At 71.8% G+C, this 17,728-nt stretch carries 15 protein-coding genes and 1 tRNA gene; 3 read left to right on the top strand and 13 right to left on the bottom strand.

The window, feature by feature from the left end; genetic code table 11:
- Positions 1-156: 156 nt before the first annotated feature.
- From AB0C99_RS22960 to AB0C99_RS22910, 11 genes are all read right to left on the bottom strand, one after another.
- The gene (locus AB0C99_RS22960) at positions 157-1,809 is read right to left on the bottom strand and encodes a bifunctional aspartate transaminase/aspartate 4-decarboxylase (protein WP_362477953.1); all 1,653 of its coding nucleotides are present in this window, start codon (positions 1,807-1,809) and stop codon (positions 157-159) included.
- Positions 1,810-1,819: 10 nt separating this feature from the next.
- Complete coding sequence (gene aspT, locus AB0C99_RS22955) at positions 1,820-3,523, bottom strand: aspartate-alanine antiporter (RefSeq protein ID WP_362477950.1); 1,704 nt, start codon at positions 3,521-3,523, stop codon at positions 1,820-1,822.
- A gap of 46 nt (positions 3,524-3,569) precedes the next feature.
- Complete coding sequence (gene aspT, locus AB0C99_RS22950) at positions 3,570-5,252, bottom strand: aspartate-alanine antiporter (RefSeq protein WP_362477948.1); 1,683 nt, start codon at positions 5,250-5,252, stop codon at positions 3,570-3,572.
- Between the two features lie 125 nt (positions 5,253-5,377).
- Entirely contained in the window at positions 5,378-6,208 is an 831-nt protein-coding gene (locus tag AB0C99_RS22945) for a carbohydrate ABC transporter permease (RefSeq protein ID WP_362477945.1), read from the bottom strand.
- Complete coding sequence (locus AB0C99_RS22940; RefSeq protein WP_362478126.1) at positions 6,202-7,134, bottom strand: sugar ABC transporter permease; 933 nt, start codon at positions 7,132-7,134, stop codon at positions 6,202-6,204. The genes AB0C99_RS22945 and AB0C99_RS22940 overlap by 7 nt, the downstream gene beginning before the upstream one ends.
- A 67-nt stretch (positions 7,135-7,201) precedes the next feature.
- Positions 7,202-8,530, bottom strand: a complete 1,329-nt coding sequence (locus AB0C99_RS22935) for an ABC transporter substrate-binding protein (RefSeq protein WP_362477942.1) — start codon at positions 8,528-8,530, stop codon at positions 7,202-7,204.
- Positions 8,531-8,609: 79 nt separating this feature from the next.
- A complete protein-coding gene (locus AB0C99_RS22930) occupies positions 8,610-9,095 on the bottom strand; it encodes a hypothetical protein (protein WP_362477940.1) in 486 nt (161 codons plus the stop codon).
- Between the two features lie 70 nt (positions 9,096-9,165).
- Positions 9,166-9,238 (bottom strand) — tRNA-His (locus tag AB0C99_RS22925).
- 116 nt (positions 9,239-9,354) lie between these two features.
- Positions 9,355-9,957, bottom strand: a complete 603-nt coding sequence (gene orn, locus AB0C99_RS22920; protein WP_362477937.1) for an oligoribonuclease — start codon at positions 9,955-9,957, stop codon at positions 9,355-9,357.
- Positions 9,958-10,102: 145 nt separating this feature from the next.
- The gene (locus AB0C99_RS22915) at positions 10,103-11,275 is read right to left on the bottom strand and encodes a helix-turn-helix domain-containing protein (protein WP_362477934.1); all 1,173 of its coding nucleotides are present in this window, start codon (positions 11,273-11,275) and stop codon (positions 10,103-10,105) included.
- Positions 11,276-11,582: 307 nt separating this feature from the next.
- Complete coding sequence (locus AB0C99_RS22910) at positions 11,583-11,936, bottom strand: hypothetical protein (protein WP_362477931.1); 354 nt, start codon at positions 11,934-11,936, stop codon at positions 11,583-11,585.
- A gap of 329 nt (positions 11,937-12,265) precedes the next feature.
- Here AB0C99_RS22910 and AB0C99_RS22905 point away from each other — a divergent pair, with 329 nt between their 5' ends.
- Together AB0C99_RS22905 and AB0C99_RS22900 are read left to right on the top strand one after the other, a co-directional pair.
- Positions 12,266-12,787 (top strand): universal stress protein, encoded by a 522-nt coding sequence (locus AB0C99_RS22905; RefSeq protein WP_362477927.1) that lies wholly within the window; start codon positions 12,266-12,268, stop codon positions 12,785-12,787.
- Between the two features lie 163 nt (positions 12,788-12,950).
- A complete protein-coding gene (locus tag AB0C99_RS22900; RefSeq protein ID WP_362477924.1) occupies positions 12,951-13,514 on the top strand; it encodes a GPR1/FUN34/YaaH family transporter in 564 nt (187 codons plus the stop codon).
- A gap of 150 nt (positions 13,515-13,664) precedes the next feature.
- Here the strand turns inward: AB0C99_RS22900 and glmS are convergent, their stop codons facing one another.
- Both glmS and AB0C99_RS22890 read right to left on the bottom strand, forming a co-directional pair.
- Entirely contained in the window at positions 13,665-15,482 is a 1,818-nt protein-coding gene (gene glmS / locus AB0C99_RS22895) for a glutamine--fructose-6-phosphate transaminase (isomerizing) (protein WP_362477921.1), read from the bottom strand.
- Positions 15,483-15,523: 41 nt separating this feature from the next.
- The gene (locus tag AB0C99_RS22890; protein WP_351662955.1) at positions 15,524-15,799 is read right to left on the bottom strand and encodes a hypothetical protein; all 276 of its coding nucleotides are present in this window, start codon (positions 15,797-15,799) and stop codon (positions 15,524-15,526) included.
- Between the two features lie 199 nt (positions 15,800-15,998).
- Between AB0C99_RS22890 and AB0C99_RS22885 the strand changes: the two genes are divergently transcribed.
- Entirely contained in the window at positions 15,999-17,630 is a 1,632-nt protein-coding gene (locus AB0C99_RS22885; protein ID WP_362477918.1) for a beta-N-acetylhexosaminidase, read from the top strand.
- Positions 17,631-17,728 lie beyond the last annotated feature (98 nt).

Below are 17,728 nucleotides of genomic sequence, written 5' to 3'. Positions count from 1 at the left end.
GTGGTCGGCGCCCGCGCCCCGGAAAGGCGGAGCGGACGCTATGAAATCAGCGGTGGACTCACCGTACCAGATTTCATAACGCCCGCTACAGAAATATCTCCGCCGGTGGACGAAGGGCGAAGGGCCGGCCGCCCCCCGCCCTGAACCCCCGCCCGCCTACCCCGCCTTCGCGCTCTTCCACTCCTCCGCGTAGTCGTTGAAGATCCCCCGCAGGTGGTGGCCGATCTTCAGGTAGTCCAGGTCGTCCAGGTTGGCCAGCGAGACCCGGACCGACCACTCCGGGCCGTCGAAGCCGCCGCCGTTGAGGAGGACCACGCTGGTCTGCTCGGCGAGCCGGAACAGCGGGTCCACCGGCTCGTAGTTCTTCTCCAGGAAGTCCGCGAAGTCCTTGCCGTGCACCCGCTCCGCCTCCGCGAGGAGGTCGAGCTCGATGTAGTACCCGGCCCGCTTGGGATCCTCGGCGATCTTCATCTGGGCGCCTTCGAGGAGCAGGTCGAGCCGCTGCTTCACGATGGCCCGGATCTTGTGCTTGTACGCCTGGCCCTCCTCCAGCATGTCGAAGAGGGAGAACAGCGACATCTGCACCTGCTGGGGCAGCGAGAGCCCCGCCGTGTGGTTGAGCGCGACCTGCCGGGAGTCGGCGACGAGCCGGTCGATGAAGCGGATCTTCTCGGGCTCCAGGGTCAGCGTCCCGTACCGCTTGTTCAGCCGGTCCTTCTCGGACTGCGGCAGGTTCGCGATCATCTCGTCGATGACGTTGTCGTCGTGCAGCCCGATGACGCCGAGCCGGTGCCCGGTGCAGCCGTAGTGCTTCGAGTACGAGTACACGAGCAGGGTGTTGCGGGGCAGGTCGGCGGCGAGCGAGCGGAAGCCCTCGACGAAGGTGCCGTACACGTCGTCCGTGACGATCATCAGGTTCGGGTTCTTCGTCGCGACGATGTCCTTGATCTGGTCCGCCACCCGCTGGCTCATCGCGAGCGACGGCGGGTTGGACGGGTTGACCACGCAGACCAGCTTCACCGAGGGGTCGGCGAGCTTCTCGACCTCCTCGGCCGGGTAGCGCCACTCGCGGACGCCGGTCTCCGCGAACAGGCTCGCGTTGACGTTGACGACGTCGAACTCGTACGTGTCGAGCTCGGGGATCTCGATGTACGGGGTGAAGACCGGCACCATCAGGGCGATCCGGTCGCCCTTCTTGAGGATCCCGTTCTTCATCAGGGAGTCGAAGATGTAGCACATGGCGGCGGTGCCGCCCTCGGTCGCGAAGTACGAGACGTTCCCGGCCGGCGGGCGCTTGTCGAACATCTCGTCGTCGACGTAGCCGCGGACGATCTGCTCGGTGTGGGCGAGGATCCGGTCCGGCACCGGGTAGTTGTCGCCGATGGTGCTGTCGGTCAGCTCGTGGACGAAGGCGTCCTTGTCGAAGCCGAAGCGCTCGATGGCGTACTCGACGCAGTTCTGGAGGAGCTCGATGCCGGGCAGGTCCGGGTGCTGGCGCGCGAAGGTGTCGAAGCGGGCGCCGGCGCCGGCCTTCTCGGGCATCCCGCCCAGGTTGTCGGCGGTCCACACCCGGCGGGACTCGGCGAGCGAGAAGTAGCCGAGCGCGTAGAACGCCTCGCGGGGGCCGGTGGCGACCCAGTTCGGGTTGCCGCGGCCCGCGTTGAGCATCTGCGCCTGCGACTTGTCCTTCTGGCCGGGCTTGTCGGCCTGCGCCGCCTGCGCGATCTTGATGAACTTGTCCTTCAGCTCGAACGGCGAGAGCTGTGCGAAGGACTTGATCTCCTCGCGGGTGAACGTGGTCTTGGGCACGGTGAACCCTTCAGTGGTTGAGGATGACGATGACGGCGCCCCAGATGGTCAGCAGGACGTTGCCCACCGCGTAGGGGATCGTGTAGCCGAGCGTGGGGATCTGCGACCGGGACTGTTCGTTGATCGCGCCGATGGCCGCGGTCGTGGTCTGGCCGCCGGCCAGCACGCCCATCAGGATCGGGAAGCGGATCTTCTGGATGTAGTGGCCCACCAGGAAGCCCACGATCAGCGGGACCAGGGTGGCCACCGCGCCCCAGATCAGCAGCCCCCAGCCGGCCGTGGAGAGCCCGCTCGTGAAGCTGGGCCCGGCGTTGATGCCGACGACCGCGACGAACAGGCACAGGCCGAGGGTGTCCATGAACCACTGGGCGCCCGGCGGGACGTTGCCGTACGTCGGGTACTTGCCGCGGATCCAGCCGAAGACCAGACCCATGATCAGCGCGCCGCCGGAGGTGGACAGCGAGATCGGCACACCGGAGACGGTCAGCGCCGGGATGCCGACGCAGCCGCCGAGGAAGACGCCGAGGCCGACCCAGAGCATGTCGGTGGCGAAGGAGGTGGGCACCGGCTTGCCGATCGCCTCGCCCGCCGGGTCGACCAGCCGCTTCGGGCCGGTCAGGACCACCGTGTCGCCGCGCTCCAGCTGGGTGGACAGCCGGTACGGGAACTCCGCGCCCGAGCGGTAGATCTTGTCGATGTACACCCCGACCATGAAGGGCTCGCGCCGCAGCTCCGCGACCGTCTTGCCGAGCTGCGCCTTCTCCGAGGCGACCACGTGCAGGCTCTCGGTCTGGTAGCCGAGCAGCTCGACGTCGTCGGTCTCGGGCCCGATGTTGGTGCGGGCGTCGAAGTCGATCAGCGAGCCGCGCAGGGCGCTGACCGCGACCACGTCGCCCGTGCGCAGCACGGTCTGCTGGTCGTGGTCGAGGATCTGCCCGTCGCGCCGGACCCGGGTGAGGTAGATCCGGTGCCCGAGCTCCTTCTGCTGGTGCTCGAAGTCGTCGATGGTCCGCCCGACCAGCGCGGAGTGCCCGATCTCGTACGCGCGGAGCACGACCTCGTAGTAGCCCTCGGCCAGGTCGGGATTGTCCCCGGGGGCGTCCATCTCCTTGGCCAGCTGGGCCGACTCGACGGCCAGGTCCCGCTTGTAGATCCGGGGCAGGAAGTTGGCCAGCAGCATGGCGCACAGGATCGTGCCGAGCGGGTAGGTGACCGCGTAGCCGATCGCGACCAGGTTCTCCTCGGTCTTCATCTGGCCGGCGGAAAGCCCCGGCAGGTTGCCGATGGCGTCCTGGGCGACACCGATGACGGCCGACTGGGTGAGCGCGCCGCCGAGCAGACCGGCCGAGAGCCCGGGTCCGTAGCCGAGCATCGTGGCGAAGCCCCAGGAGACCAGCAGACCGGTGACGCAGACGATGACCGCGTTGATCACCTGCGGCATGCCGTCCTTCCGCAGACCGCGGAAGAACTGCGGGCCGACCTTGTAGCCGAGCGCGAAGAGGAACAGCGTGAAGAACAGGTTCTTCACCGTGGCGTCGATGGTGATCTTGAACTGGGCGCCGAGCAGCAGCCCCGCCACCAGACAGCCCGTCACCGCGCCGAGCGCGATGGCCCGGTAGCGCAGCTTGCCGAAGAGGAAGCCGAGCGCGACCGTGATGAAGATCAGCAGCTCGGGGTGGGGCTGGAAGATGTTCCGGTTGAGGAAATCGATCATGGGGAGGTGCGCCCTCCCGCCGTGTGGGGTGTCACCGTGCGTCCTCTCAGGCTCCGAGGATCCCGACCAGCAGCGGGCCGGTCAGGGGAAGCAGGAAGTTCGAGAGCGTGTACGTGATCGTGTAGCCGAGCATCGGCACAGAGCTCTGGGCGACCTGGGTGACCGAGGTGATGGCCGGGGTCGAGCACTGCTGGCCCGCGATGGCGCCGATCAGGATCGGCTTCTCGATGTTCAGCAGCCTGCGGCCGACGACCAGCGAGATCGTCGCGGGCACCAGGACCATCGCGATCCCGGCGAACGGCAGCAGCGCCCCGTACTCCTTGAGCAGCGGCCCCGCCTGCGGGCCCGAGACCAGGCCGGTGCAGGCGATGAAGACGGCCAGGCCCAGGTCCTTGATCGTGGTGGCGGCCTGCGGCGGGAAGGCGCCGAAGGTCTGCTTGCGGGAGCGGAACCAGCCGAAGAGCAGGCCGGAGATGAGGCAGCCGCCGCCGGTGCCGAGCGACATCGGGACGCTGCCGAAGCGGACCACGATCTGGCCGATCAGCGAGCCGACGACGATGCCGAAGCCCAGGTACACGAAGTCGGTGGCGTCGTTCTTGACGACCGCGCCGACCTTCGAGGCGAGCTTGCCGAGCCCCGACCGGGAGCCGACCAGGGTGAGCACGTCGCCGCGGTGCACGACGGTCTCCGGGGTGGCGGGCAGGTGCTGGTCGTTGCGCAGCACGTCGGTCACGTACACCCCGCCGCCCGAGATCTCCGGGTGCTCGGTGGTGAGCTTGTCGAGCGACTTGCCCTCCACCGCCTTGTCGGTGAGCGAGACCTGGGTGGTGGCGAGCGGGGTGTCGAGGCCCGGGATCGCCGGGGTCTCGGGGCCGACGTCCCGGCCGGCGGCGATGATGTTGGACCGGCGGCCGACCATCAGGACCAGGTCGGAGAGGGTCAGTTCGAAGTCGGGCGGGGGAGGGGTGAGGACCTTGCTGCCCCGCTTCACCGCCTCGACGGTGACCCGGCGCCCGTTGGCCAGCTCCAGCTCCGAGACCTTCTGGCCGTCGGCGCGGGTGACCAGGAAGGTGCGCCCGACCATCCCCGGCAGCGCCTCGCGCTCGTCGTCCTCCAGGCCGCCCCCGCCGCCGCGCATCTTCTCCCACAGCTCGCGGGAGGCGTCGCGGAGGTTGATCCGCATCATCATCGGCATGATCTGGCTGGTGTAGATCACGATGGTGATGAGCCCGAAGAGGTAGCAGACCGTGTACGCGGTGGCCACGTGCCCCTGGTACTCGGTGATCTGCGCCTGCGTCAGGTTGGTCAGCTTGCCGATGGACTCGGTGGCCGTGCCGACGACGGCCGACTCGGTGGCGGCGCCGGCCAGGATGCCGGCGGCGGTGCCGACGTCCAGGTCGAACGCCTTGGCGAGGCCCAGGGCGATGCCGACGACGCAGACGACCTCGATGATGCAGAGGGTGAAGAAGCGCAGGCTCTTCTTGTTCAGGTTGGCGAAGAACTGCGGTCCGGCCATGTAGCCGAGCGAGAAGATGAAGAGCGCGAAGAAGATCGTCTTCACGTCGTCGGAGATGGTGATCTTCGCCCAGGCGCCGAGCAGCAGCGAGACGATCAGCGTGCCGCAGATGCCGCCTAGGGTGATGGGTCCGACGCGGAGCTTGCCGACGAGATAGCCGGTGGCGAGGCAGAGGAAGAGGGCCAGTTCGGGATGGTCACGCAGGACTCCCATCCGGCCTCACCTCGCCCAGGCGGGGAGGATTGCGAAGATATCGGACATAAAGGAAAGCTAACAGCGGAGGGACCGTCAGAGCCCTCTGCCTCGCCCGAAAGAGTGAGCGACTCCCGGCCGCGCGCTCAGCCCTTCACCGCGCCCGCCATCACCCCGCCCACCACCAGCCGCCCCAGCAGCGCGAACACCACCAGCAGCGGCAGCGTCCCGAGCACCGCGCCCGCCATCACCACCGCCTGGTCCGGCACATAGCCCCGGCCAAGACCCGTCAGCGCCACCTGCACCGTCGGGTTCCCCGGCTGGGTCAGCACCAGCACCGGCCAGAAGAAGTCGTTCCACGCCGCCACGAACGTCAGCGCGCCCAGCACCGCCATCGCGGGACGCGCCGCCGGGAACACCACGTGCCACAGCATCCGCATCACCCCCGCCCCGTCCACCCGCGCCGCCTCCACCAGCTCCGCCGGCAGGGCCCGCAGCAGGTGCTGGCGCATGTAGAACACCCCGAAGGCCGAGACCAGACCCGGCAGGATCACCGCCTGGAGGCAGTCCGTCCAGTGCAGCCGGGCCACCATCAGATACAGCGGTACGGCCCCGAGCTGCGGCGGGATCATCATCGTGCCCACCACCAGCGCCAGCAGCCCGCCCCGGAAGCGGAACCGCAGCCGGGCGAAGGCGAAACCGGCGAGCGTCGACACCAGCACCGTGCCCGCCGCCACCGCCCCCGCCACCAGCAGCGTGTTCGCCAGCGCCGCGCCCAGCCGGGCCTCCGACCACGCCACCGCCAGGTTCTCCGGCAGGTTCCGCCCGAACCGCAGCGGCGGCGGGGTCCGCGCCAGCCGCGACGAGGTGCGCGAGGCGGCCACCGCCGCCCACAGCAGCGGCCCCAGCGAGAGCGCCGCGAACAGCACGAGCAGCGCGTACGAGACGGGCCCGGCCCGCTCCGTCCGCGTCAGCACGCGTGCCCCGCGTGCCCCGCGCGCTCCGCCCGCCACCGGGCTCCCGCGCGCACCAGCCGCACCGCCCCGAACAGCACCACCAGCCCCAGCAGCATCACCCAGGAGATCGCCGCCGCCCGCCCCAGATGCAGATTCACCCAGCCCTGTTCGTACAGATACAGCCCCAGCGTCTGGAACTGGTGGTCCGCCCCGCCCGACGCCGCCGCCCCCGCGCCGAACAGCAGCGGCTCGCCGAACAGCTGGCTCGCCCCGATCGTCGACACCACCACCGTGAACAGCACCGCGGGCCGGATCCCCGGCAGCGTCACATGCCGGAACCGGCGCCACCGCGAGGCCCCGTCCAGCGCCGCCGCCTCGTACAGCTCGCGCGGGATCGTCTGCATCGCCGCCAGATAGATCAGCGCGTTGTAGCCCGTCCACCGCCACACCACGATCGCCGACACCGCCGCCTTCGACGCCCACGGCCCGTTCTGCCAGTCCACCGGCGCCAGCCCGACCCCGCCCAGCGCCCAGTTGACCGGGCCGTGGTCCCGCCCGAAGAGCAGCGCGAACACCAGCGTCGCGGCGGCCACCGAGGTCGCGTACGGGGCCAGCGCCACCAGCCGGAAGAAGCCGCGCCCCCGCAGCCGGGTGTCCAGCAGGTGCGCCACGCCCAGCGCGAGCAGCAGCTGCGGGACGGTCGCGAGCACCCCGATGGTGAAGGTGTTGCCGAGCGCGTTCCAGAAGAAGGGGTCGTCGAGCAGCCGGGTGTAGTTCCGCAGCCCCACCCACCGCCGCTCGTCCAGCGCCGTCAGCTCCAGCCGGTGCAGCGAGGCCCAGCCCGTGTAGAGCAGCGGGAACAGCCCGAAGGCCCCGAAGAAGAGGAAGAAGGGGGCGACCAGACCGTACGGGATCCAGCGCGCCGCCCGGTCCGTCCGGCGCCGCACGGCGGGCGCGGGGGCCCGCTCGCCCGGCGCGGGCACCGTCAGCGTCCCGGCCTCGCCGCTCACCCGGTCACCGGTCCAGCGCGTTGTCGATGGAGGCCAGCACCGCGTCCCACGCCTCGTCCGGGTCCCGCCCCGCCTGGTCGACCTGGAGCATCCCGCCCTCCGTCAGGTGCTGGGCGATCAGCCCCTCCTTCGGCCCGATCGGCGCGCGCGGCACGCCCCGCGCCGCCGCCGAGTAGATCGCGCCCACCGGGGCGTCCCCGAAGTACGGGTGCCGGGCGCCCGCCACCACGGGCAGCGCGAGCGCCGCCGAGGAGCTGGGGAAGCCGCCCCGGCGCTCGAAGAACAGGGCCTGCTGCGCGGGCGCCGTCAGCCAGGCCGCCAGCCGCGCGGCCTCCGCCCGGTGCCGCCCCGCCGAGGGGACGACGAGGAAGGAGCCGCCCCAGTTGCCGGGGCGCGGCGCGGCGGCCACGTCCCAGCGGCCCCGCCCGGCCGGACCGGTCTTGTCCATGATGTACGCGAGCATCCAGGCCGGGCAGGCGATCGTGGCGAAGGAGCCGCTCGCGAAGCCGTGGTCCCAGCTCGGGGTGAACGGCGCGAGCCGGGCGGTCAGCCGGTCCCGGGCGAACTCGGCCGCCAGGTCCCACGCCTGGCGCACGGCCGGGTTGTCGTGGAGGACGAGTTCGCCGCGCGCGTCGTAGTACCGCAGCGGCGAGCCGACCAGGACCGCCGACATCACCCCGGACGCCGAGTCGGTGAACGCCACCCCCTTCGGGGCCCGCGCGGCGAACCGCCGGCCCACCTCCAGGTAGCGGCGCCAGTCCCCGGCCCACAGGCGCCCGACGGCCGCCCGGTCGGTGGGCAGCCCGGCCCGCGCGAACAGGTCCTTGCGGTAGCAGACGGCCTCCGGCCCGATGTCGGTGCCGAGCGCGACCGTCCGCCCGTCCCGGCCGGTGCCCTGCGCCCACTTCCACGGCAGGAAGGACCGCCGGTCGGCCCCGGGCGCCGCGCCCAGGTCCTCCAGCCGGTCGCCCTGGGTGGCGACCACCTCGGCGATGTTGCCGACCTCGACGGCCTGCACGTCGGCGAGGCCGGAGCCGGTGGCCAGGTGGGTGATGAGCTGCGGGTAGTAGTTCTCGTTCCGCTCCACGGAGCTCTGCCGGATCGCGATGTGCGGGTGCAGCCGCATGTACGCGTCGTAGAGCCCGGCCTCCTTGAGGCCGAAGTTCCCGAAGACCCCGACGGTGAGGGTCACCGCCCGCCGCCCGCCCGCCCCGGCGTCCTTGGGACGCGGCGGTCCCGGCGGGTCGGTGGCGCAGCCGGCGGCGAGGGCGGCGGTCAGGAGGAGGGCGAGCACGGCCCCGTATCCGTTCGTCCTCCTCCGGCCGCTCCCCATGGGCCCCGACCGTACCGGCCGCCCGCCCGCGGGCCCGGCGTCAGCTCGCCGGACGGGCGGGAACTCACCCGCACGGGTGTCAGGCGGCGCCCGGGCCCCGCCGGAGCGCCCCGCGGATCCCGAGGCCGGCCGCGACGGCGGCGAGCAGCGAGAGCAGCACCATCACCACGTTGAGCACGGAGTCCGGCTCGACCCCCTGGTCCAGGGCGTTGGCGAGGGCCGCCCACGCCACGTACAGCTGGAGGGGGATCACGGCGCCGAGCGCGACGGCGCGGACCGGGCGCGGGACGCGGGCGGCGAGGGCCGGCCGCCCGAGCACGGCGGCGGCGCCGAGCAGCAGCAGGAGCACCGCGCCCTCCGCGGCGAGCGGGCCGAGGGCGGGGCCGGTGCCGGTGTCCGGTTCGCCGGTGTCCGTCGTCAGCAGGGCGAAGGCCAGCTGGAGGAAGAGCACGTACCCGACCTGCAGGAGCAGGACGACCGCCCCGGCCCGCTGGACGGTGGACGAGGCCACGACGGCCACAGAGGGCACGGACGGCGCGGACGGTATGGACGACTCGGCAGGCACGGCGAAGCTCCTCACACACGCGGGAACGCCGAAGGCCCCGGTTCTCTCGAACCGGGGCCTTCGGTATCAGGGTGAGTAACGGGACTCGAACCCGCGACATCCTGGACCACAACCAGGTGCTCTACCAGCTGAGCTATACCCACCATGACCGGCGGTTTTCCCGAGGGTTTCCCCGACCGGCCGAGAAGAAGTCTACAGGGTGTTTGAGGGTGCTCGCGCCCGCATTGTTCGACGGGCGCGAGCGGGGCTCACGCCGGGCTCATTCCGCGGGGACGACGTGCTTCGCGGCGATCTGCTTCGCGGTCTCCGAGTCCGGGCCGGGCTGCGGCACGAAGACGGCCTCGCGGTAGTAGCGCAGCTCGGCGATGGACTCGCGGATGTCCGCGAGCGCCCGGTGGTTGCCGTTCTTCTCCGGGCTGTTGAAGTAGGCCCTCGGGTACCAGCGGCGCGCCAGCTCCTTGACCGAGGACACGTCGACGATCCGGTAGTGGAGGTGCTTCTCCAGCGCCGGCATGTCCCGGGCGAGGAAGCCGCGGTCGGTGGAGACCGAGTTCCCGCACAGCGGGGCCTTGCCGGGCTCCTTGACGTGCTCGCGGATGTAGGCGAGGACCTGGGCCTCGGCGTCGGCGAGGGTGGTGCCCTCGGCGAGCGCGTCGAGGAGGCCGGAGTGGGTGTGCATCTCGCGCACGATCTCCGGCATGGTCTCCAGGGCCGCGTCCGGCGGGCGGATCACGATGTCCACCCCTTCGCCGAGCACGTTCAGTTCCGAGTCGGTGACCAGCGCGGCCACCTCGATGAGTGCGTCGTCCGTCAGCGAGAGCCCGGTCATCTCGCAGTCGATCCACACCATGCGATCGTTCATGCGTCCTACCTTAGGGGGTGTCCTGGGGAACGGGGGGAGACCCGGCGGCCGCCCGTGACACGCCCGACGGGCCCCCGGGGAGGTGTCCCGGGGGCCCGTCGGTTTCTCGGTGCGCGGCTTGTGGCGGCGCGGTACGGGGGGTGGGCTACGGCGCGCTGCGCTGGCCCGGCAGCGACGCCCGGCCCGGGGCGTACGCGTCCGTCGGCAGCCGGCCGGGGTCCAGCGGGCCCATCGGCCGGCGCGGAGCCGCGGCGACCTGCGCCGGCACGACCGGGTCGAGCACCGCGGTCCCGCCGTCGCCCTGCGGACGCCTGGCCCGGTACGCGGCCCGGTAGGCGGCCGGCGAGGAGCCGAGCTGCCGCCGGAAGTGCCCGCGCAGGGCGACCGGCGAGCGGAAGCCGCAGCGGCCGGCGACCTCGTCGACCGAGTAGTCGGAGGTCTCCAGGAGCCGCTGCGCCTGGAGCACCCGCTGGGTGATCAGCCACTGCAGCGGGGCGGAGCCCGTCAGCGAGCGGAACCGGCGGTCGAAGGTCCGCCGTGACATGTACGCGCGAGCCGCCAGGGTCTCCACGTCGAACTGCTCGTGGAGGTGCTCCAGCGCCCAGGCGACGACCTCGGCCAGCGGGTCGGCGCCGATCTCCTCGGGTAAAGACCTGTCGAGGTAGCGCTCCTGACCGCCGCTGCGCCGCGGCGGGACGACCAGCCGGCGCGCCAGGGCGCCCGCGGCCTCCGTGCCGTGGTCGGTCCGCACGATGTGCAGGCAGAGGTCGATGCCGGCCGCCGTGCCCGCGGAGGTCAGCACGTCGCCGTCGTCGACGAAGAGCTCCCGCGGGTCCACGTGGACCGACGGGTAGCGCTTGGCGAGCGTCGGCGCGTACATCCAGTGCGTGGTCGCCGGGCGCCCGTCGAGCAGGCCGGCGGCGGCGAGGACGAAGGCCCCCGTGCACAGGCCGACGATGCGCGCGCCCTCCTCGTGCGCCCGGCGGAGCGCTTCGAGCGCCTCCGGGGGCGGCGGGGAGGTGATCGAGCGCCAGGCCGGCACGACGACGGTGCCGGCGCGGCTGATGGCCTCCAGGCCGTACGGCGCGGTGAGTTCGAGTCCCCCTGTGGTCCGCAGGGGGCCGTCCTCGCCGGCGCACACGAGGAGCCGGTAGCGTGGCACCCCCGCGTCCTGACGGTCGATGCCGAACACGGAGAGCGGGATGGAGCTCTCGAAGATGGGCCCGCCGCTGAACAGCAGTACCGCGACGACTTCGCGACGGCGGCGCCCGGACAGCTTCCGTGCCGTCTCCGGTGCGACGGAGTGGTCCTGGCTCATGACGCTAAGCCCCCCTCGGTGTTGGCGTCTCCCTGGTCGTGTCGCTGTGCCACGTTTCCCCTCGGTTTTGCACGAGACCCCAGTCTTCGGTACCCATGATCGAATCTACTGCGTCCGGTGCCGCCGGGGTGACAAGTTCTCCGCCCGGCGGATTGTCGACATGGGTACGTGGCGTGAAGCGTTCGATCGGCCGACGCAGTCCGGAGCGGAGACGCCAAGCCCTACGCGGGTTGAGCGGTCTTCGGCCAGTCTCCGACCGCTAGTCGGAACTTGGCTGAAAACATATGGGAATCGGCGTACGACCCTGTCAACTCCGAGGGTGCCCACGACCAGTACGGGGGCGCGCGCGCTCGGCGCGCAAGCCATTTTCCGAGCGGCGCAGCAGCACCCGGCAGGCGGCCGTCACGGCGGCGAGTCCCAGGGCCGCGCCGGCGGCGCCGCCGAGGGAGGTCCCGTAGACCACCAGGACCACCGGCACGAGCGCGCAGCAGAAGACCGCCCAGCGCACCACGTCGCTCGCCGCGTCCGGCCCCGGGGCGGCCGGCTCCTCCGCCGGGGTCCGGCGCCGCCCGCGCGGGGCGGGGGGCCCGGCGGCGGCGCGGGGCGCGGCGCCGGGGGCTTCGGCGGGCCGGACGGCGGGGGCGGAGGAGGGTGCGGGCACGGGCGGACTCCCTGCGGCGACGGCGTGACCTGTGGCAACGAGGAATGGAACGTTCCGGTCACTGCGGCGGGCGCCCGTTCGGCCCCGTCCCGACACCTGTAGGGGACAAGCGGCATTGCGCGAGGGCGCGGGGCTCGTGCATTCTCCGGGGAACGCCGTAAGGGTGTCCCCCGATGCGGGGCGGACACCCCTGGGCACGGGAGGAGTGTCGCCGTACCCTTGGGGGTATGGGCTTGGGAAGATGATTCCCGGACACAGCTCCGCCGCCAACCGTTGTTCCGCTCCCCCTTTCCGTCCCTCCCAAGAGGACTCTCCCCGCCGAGACATCGATGGCCGGTCACGAATTCCCCGAACCCGCGGACCGCAAGCGCGTCGCCGACTCCCCGGCCGACCCCCTCGCGGTGGAACAGCCACGCCACTCCTGCGATCCGGCCTTCCGGCACGGGGTGGTCGTCGGCTTCGACGGCTCCACGTCCAGTGAGCGCGCGCTCGCCTACGCCATCGGCATGGCCCGCCGCTCGGGCTCGGGCCTGATCATCGTGCACGTCGCCAACCGGCTGCCCACCACCGTGTGGGCGGGCTGCGAGCCGCCGGTCTTCGTGGACGTGCCCGACCACCGCACCGAGGTCCTCGGTCTGGAACTCGCCTGCGCCGAGCACCTCTCCGAGGTGCCCTGGATCCTGGTCGAGCGCGGCGGGGACATCTGCCACGAACTGGAGGAGGTCGGCAAGGAGTACGCCGCCGACGCCATCGTGGTCGGCTCCACCCACGGCATCGTCGGCCGGATCTTCGGCTCGGTGGCGGGCCGGCTCGCCCGGCGGGCCCAGCGCCCCGTCATCGTCATCCCGTAGCCGGTCGGTGCGCGTCCGCCCCAGCGGACACACCGTCAACTCCCTTGATTCGGCCAATATTTCGGCCTTCCTCAGGTGAATTGTGTGCTTGTGAAGGGTAGCTAAAGAGCACCGGAACAAAGTGGCCCAAGCAGCACAACTGCACACCTGAAGGGAGCCCGCCGTGTCCAAAGAAGCCGCCGCGGGAAACACCACCTCGACCCTCGGCAACCTCGCCCTCGGACTGACCCTCCTCGCCTTCGGCCTCGGCTCCACCGGCGTGATCGACCACGTCGGCCCGTCCGACGCCGCCGGTCTCGCCACCTTCGTCGGGGGCGTCGCGCTCTTCGTCGTCGGCCTGCTCGCCCTGCGCGCCGGCGACACCGGCACGGGCACCGCCTACGCGGCCCTCGGCGCCTTCTGGTTCACCTGGGGCACCGGCGCGGGCGGCGCGCACTCCTCCGAGGCCGCCGGGCTCTTCCTGCTGCTCTGGGCGCTCCTCGCGCTCACCCTGACCCTCGCGGCGGGCGGCAGCGGGCTGTTCGGCCAGGGTGTGTACGGGCTGCTGTTCGTCGCGCTGCTGCTCCTGGGCATCGGCGCCCTCGCGGGCAACGCGGGCCTCGGCAAGGCGGGCGGCTGGGTCGCCGCGGTCGCCGGCCTCGTGGCCTGGTACGGCGCCACGGCCGCGGTCGCGGGCTGGCCGACCTCGGTGGCCCGGGCCTCCCGCGGGGCCGCGGCGGCGAGCTGAGCACCCGGCACGGCGTACGCGGACACGACGTACGAAAGCAGCGGTCCCCGTGCACCTGGGATGCACGGGGACCGCTGTGGTGTCCGGCCGAGGCTCGCGGGGGACAGGCCCGCGAGGCGCGGGGCTCCGGGGGACAGGCCCGGGGCGCCGCTACTCGACCGTGACGGACTTGGCCAGGTTGCGCGGCTTGTCGATGTCGCGGCCCATGGCGAGCGCCGTGTGGTAGGCGAGGAGCTGGAGCGGGATGCCCATCAGGATGGGGTCGAGCTCGTCCTCGTTCTTCGGCACGACGATGGTGTGGTCGGCCTTCTCCTGGAGCTGGTGCGCGACCGCGAGGATCCGGCCGCTGCGGGCCTTGATCTCCTCCAGCGCGGCGCGGTTCTTCTCCAGCAGGTCGTCGTCGGGGACGATGGCGACCGTCGGCAGGGCGGGCTCGATGAGGGCGAGCGGGCCGTGCTTCAGCTCGGAGGCCGGGTACGCCTCGGCGTGGATGTAGGAGATCTCCTTGAGCTTGAGGGACGCCTCCAGGGCGACCGGGTAGCCCCGGACGCGGCCGATGAACATCATCGACTGGGCGCCCGCGTACTCCTTGGCCAGCTTCCTGATCTCGTCCTCGCTCTTGAGGATCTCCTCGATCTGGCCGGGCAGCCGGCGCAGGCCCTCGATGATCCGCTTGCCGTCGGTGACGGACAGGTCGCGGATGCGGCCGAGGTGCAGGGCGAGCAGCGCGAAGGCCACCACCGTGTTGGTGAAGCACTTGGTGGAGACGACGCAGACCTCGGGGCCCGCGTGCACGTACACGCCGCCGTCGGCCTCGCGGGCGATGGCGGAGCCGACCACGTTGACGACGCCGAGGACCCGGGCGCCCTTGCGCTTGAGCTCCTGGACGGCGGCCAGCACGTCGTAGGTCTCGCCGGACTGGGAGACCGCGATGTAGAGGGTGTCGGGGTCCACGACCGGGTTGCGGTAGCGGAACTCGGAGGCCGGCTCGGCGTCGGCCGGGATGCGGGCCATGCCCTCGATCAGCGAGGCGCCGATCAGGCCGGCGTGGTACGAGGTGCCGCAGCCGAGGATCTTGATCCGGCGGATGGAGCGGGCCTCGCGGGCGTCCAGGTTGAGGCCGCCGAGGTGCACGGTGGAGAAGCGGTCGTCGATCCGGCCGCGCAGCACGCGGTCGACCGCGTCGGGCTGCTCGGAGATCTCCTTGTGCATGTACGTGTCGTGGCCGCCCATGTCGTACGAGGCGGCCTCCCACTCCACGGTCTCCGGGGTGGCCGTGGTGGACGCGCCCGTCGTCGTGTACGTGCGGAAGTCGTCGGCCTTCAGGGTGGCCATCTCGCCGTCGTCGAGGGTGACGACCTGGCGGGTGTGGGCGACCAGGGCGGCGACGTCGGAGGCGACGAACATCTCCTTCTCGCCGATGCCGAGGACGACCGGGGAGCCGTTGCGGGCCACCACGATGCGGTCGTTGAAGTCGGCGTGCATCACGGCGATGCCGTAGGTGCCCTCGATGTGCTTGAGCGCCTCGCGGACCTTCTCCTCCAGGGAGTCGGCCTGGGAGCGGGCGATCAGGTGGGTGATGACCTCGGTGTCGGTCTCGGAGACGAAGACGATGCCCTCGGCCTCCAGCTTGACGCGCAGCTCGGCCGCGTTGTCGACGATGCCGTTGTGGACGACGGCGACCTTGTTCTCGGCGTCCAGGTGCGGGTGCGCGTTGATGTCGCTGGGGGCGCCGTGGGTGGCCCAGCGGGTGTGGGCGATGCCGGTGGTGCCGGCGAAGCGCTTGGGGACCCGGGCCTCCAGGTCGCGGACCCGGCCCTTGGCCTTGACCATCTTCAGGCCGGCGGCCTTCGGGCTGGTGACGACGATGCCGGCGGAGTCGTAACCGCGGTACTCCAGGCGCTGGAGTCCTTCGAGCAGCAGCGGGGCGACGTCACGCCTGCCGATGTAACCGACGATTCCACACACAGGTGTTGATCCTCCAAGGTCAGTGGGGGCGCTCGGCCGACTCAGCCGTAGACGATGCGGCGCAGCTGCCGGAGCGAGAGCTCCGGGGGCGCCACCGCGCGGTGCGGGAGCTCGCCCGCGATCCGCTCGAAGATCTCGGCGTTGACGGAACCGCCGGACTGGAGCTCGCGGTGGCGGCGCCGGACGAAGTCCTCCGTCGACTCGTCGAAGTACGCCAGCACGTCGAGCACCACCCGGGCGGCCTCACCGCGCTGGAGCGCGGTGCTGCGGACCAGATGGTCGATGAGGTCGTCGTGCGACGGGCGGCGTTCGAGCACCCGTGAATACTGAGGGGTACCCGAGGGGCATTGCAAGAATCCTGCCCGAAATCGGGCAACGAGGGCCATGATCACGCGGCCGAATGGGCTAATTGGTCTACACCTTGACCGCGGCTGAGGCGCGGGGTACGCATGGTGACCGAACGGATACGCAACGCTCGCCGCACGCCCATCGACCGTCATCGAAAGGGACAGGCCCGTGAGACAGCGCAGAACGTTTCCGCGACTCCTCGGTTCACTCCTCCTCGTCGCCGCCGGCCTCGCCACCGTCGGCGCCGTCGGCACCCCGCGCGCCGACGGCCGCGAACCCGCCGCCCCCCGCCCGCTCGGCGCCGTCGTGCCCGCGCCCGCCACCGTCGCCCCCGGCGGCGCCCCGTACACCCTCGGCCGCTCCGCCGCCGTCCGCGTCGACCCCGGCACCGGCGGCGCCCAGGCCCGCGAGACCCGCGCCATCGGCCGCTACCTCGCCGGACTGCTCCGCCCCTCCACCGGCTACCCGCTGCCCGTCGTCGACGACGACGCGGCCCGCGGCGGCATCCTGCTCCGCCTCTCCCCGCGCGCCACCGCGCTCGGCGAGGAGGGCTACGAACTGCGCTCCGGCCGCACCGGCGTCACCCTCACCGCGCACCGCCCCGCCGGGCTCTTCCGCGGCGTCCAGACCCTGCGCCAGCAGCTCCCCGCCGCCGTCGAGCAGCGCACCGTCCAGCCCGGCCCCTGGCGGATCGCCGGCGGCACCGTCACCGACACCCCGCGCTTCGCCTACCGGGGCGCCATGCTCGACGTCTCCCGCCACTTCTTCACCGTCGACCAGGTCAAGCGCTACATCGACCAGCTCGCCCTCTACAAGATCAACAAGCTGCACCTGCACCTCAGCGACGACCAGGGCTGGCGCATCGCCATCGACTCCTGGCCCCGGCTCGCCGGCTACGGCGGCTCCACCCAGGTCGGCGGCGGACCCGGCGGCTTCTACACCAAGGACGACTACCGCGAGATCGTCCGCTACGCCGCCTCCCGCTACCAGGAGGTCGTCCCCGAGATCGACATGCCCGGCCACACCAACGCGGCCCTCGCCTCCTACGCCGAACTCAACTGCGACGGCGTCGCCCCGCCGCTCTACACCGGCACCGCCGTCGGCTTCAGCTCGCTCTGCGTGCCGAAGGAGATCACGTACGACTTCGTCGACGACGTGATCCGCGAGCTCGCCGCCCTCACCCCCGGCCGCTACCTCCACATCGGCGGCGACGAGGCCCACTCCACCAGCCACGACGACTACGTCGCCTTCATGGACCGGGTCCAGCCCGTCGTCGCCAAGTACGGCAAGACCGTCATCGGCTGGCACCAGCTCACCGGCGCCCGGCCCGCCGAGGGCGCCCTCGCCCAGTACTGGGGCCTGGACCGCAGCTCCGCCGCCGAGAAGGAGCGGGTCGCGGCCGCCGGCCGGAACGGCACCGGGATCATCCTGTCGCCCGCCGACCGCGCCTACCTCGACATGAAGTACACCAAGGACACCCCGCTCGGCCTCTCCTGGGCCGGCTACGTCGAGGTCCAGCGGTCCTACGACTGGAACCCCGCCACCCTCCTGCCCGGCCTGCCCGAATCGGCGATCGCGGGTGTGGAGGCCCCGCTGTGGACCGAGACGATCTCGCAGAGCGCCCACATCGACACGATGGCCTTCCCCCGCCTGCCCGGCATCGCCGAGCTCGGCTGGTCCCCGGCCGCCACCCACGACTGGGAGGCGTACCGGCTCCGCCTCGCCGCACAGGGCCCCCGCCTGACCGCCCTCGGCATCGACTACCACCGCTCGCCGCAGGTGCCGTGGGCGACTGAGTAGAAGGACGCACGACGGCGCGGGCCCCGGCGGAGGACCGGCGGGAGTCGGAGACCTGCACGCCCTTGCGGTCGGTCGTCGACCAGATTCCCACGACCGGG

Origin of the sequence: Streptomyces sp. NPDC048659 (assembly GCF_040650575.1) — a bacterium.
In the GTDB taxonomy this organism is placed as follows: Bacteria; Actinomycetota; Actinomycetes; order Streptomycetales; family Streptomycetaceae; genus Streptomyces.
This window is presented reverse-complemented; position numbering and strand designations above follow the sequence as displayed.

Excerpts from the sequence above, each read along its gene's own strand:
- aspT (WP_362477950.1), bottom strand. The coding sequence starts at position 3,523 with ATGATCGATTTCCTCAACCGGAACATCTTCCAGCCCCACCCCGAGCTG.
- orn (WP_362477937.1), bottom strand. The coding sequence starts at position 9,957 with ATGAACGATCGCATGGTGTGGATCGACTGCGAGATGACCGGGCTCTCG.
- AB0C99_RS22935 (WP_362477942.1), bottom strand. The coding sequence starts at position 8,530 with ATGGGGAGCGGCCGGAGGAGGACGAACGGATACGGGGCCGTGCTCGCC.
- aspT (WP_362477948.1), bottom strand. The coding sequence starts at position 5,252 with ATGGGAGTCCTGCGTGACCATCCCGAACTGGCCCTCTTCCTCTGCCTC.
- AB0C99_RS22915 (WP_362477934.1), bottom strand. The coding sequence starts at position 11,275 with ATGAGCCAGGACCACTCCGTCGCACCGGAGACGGCACGGAAGCTGTCC.
- AB0C99_RS22905 (WP_362477927.1), top strand. The coding sequence starts at position 12,266 with ATGGCCGGTCACGAATTCCCCGAACCCGCGGACCGCAAGCGCGTCGCC.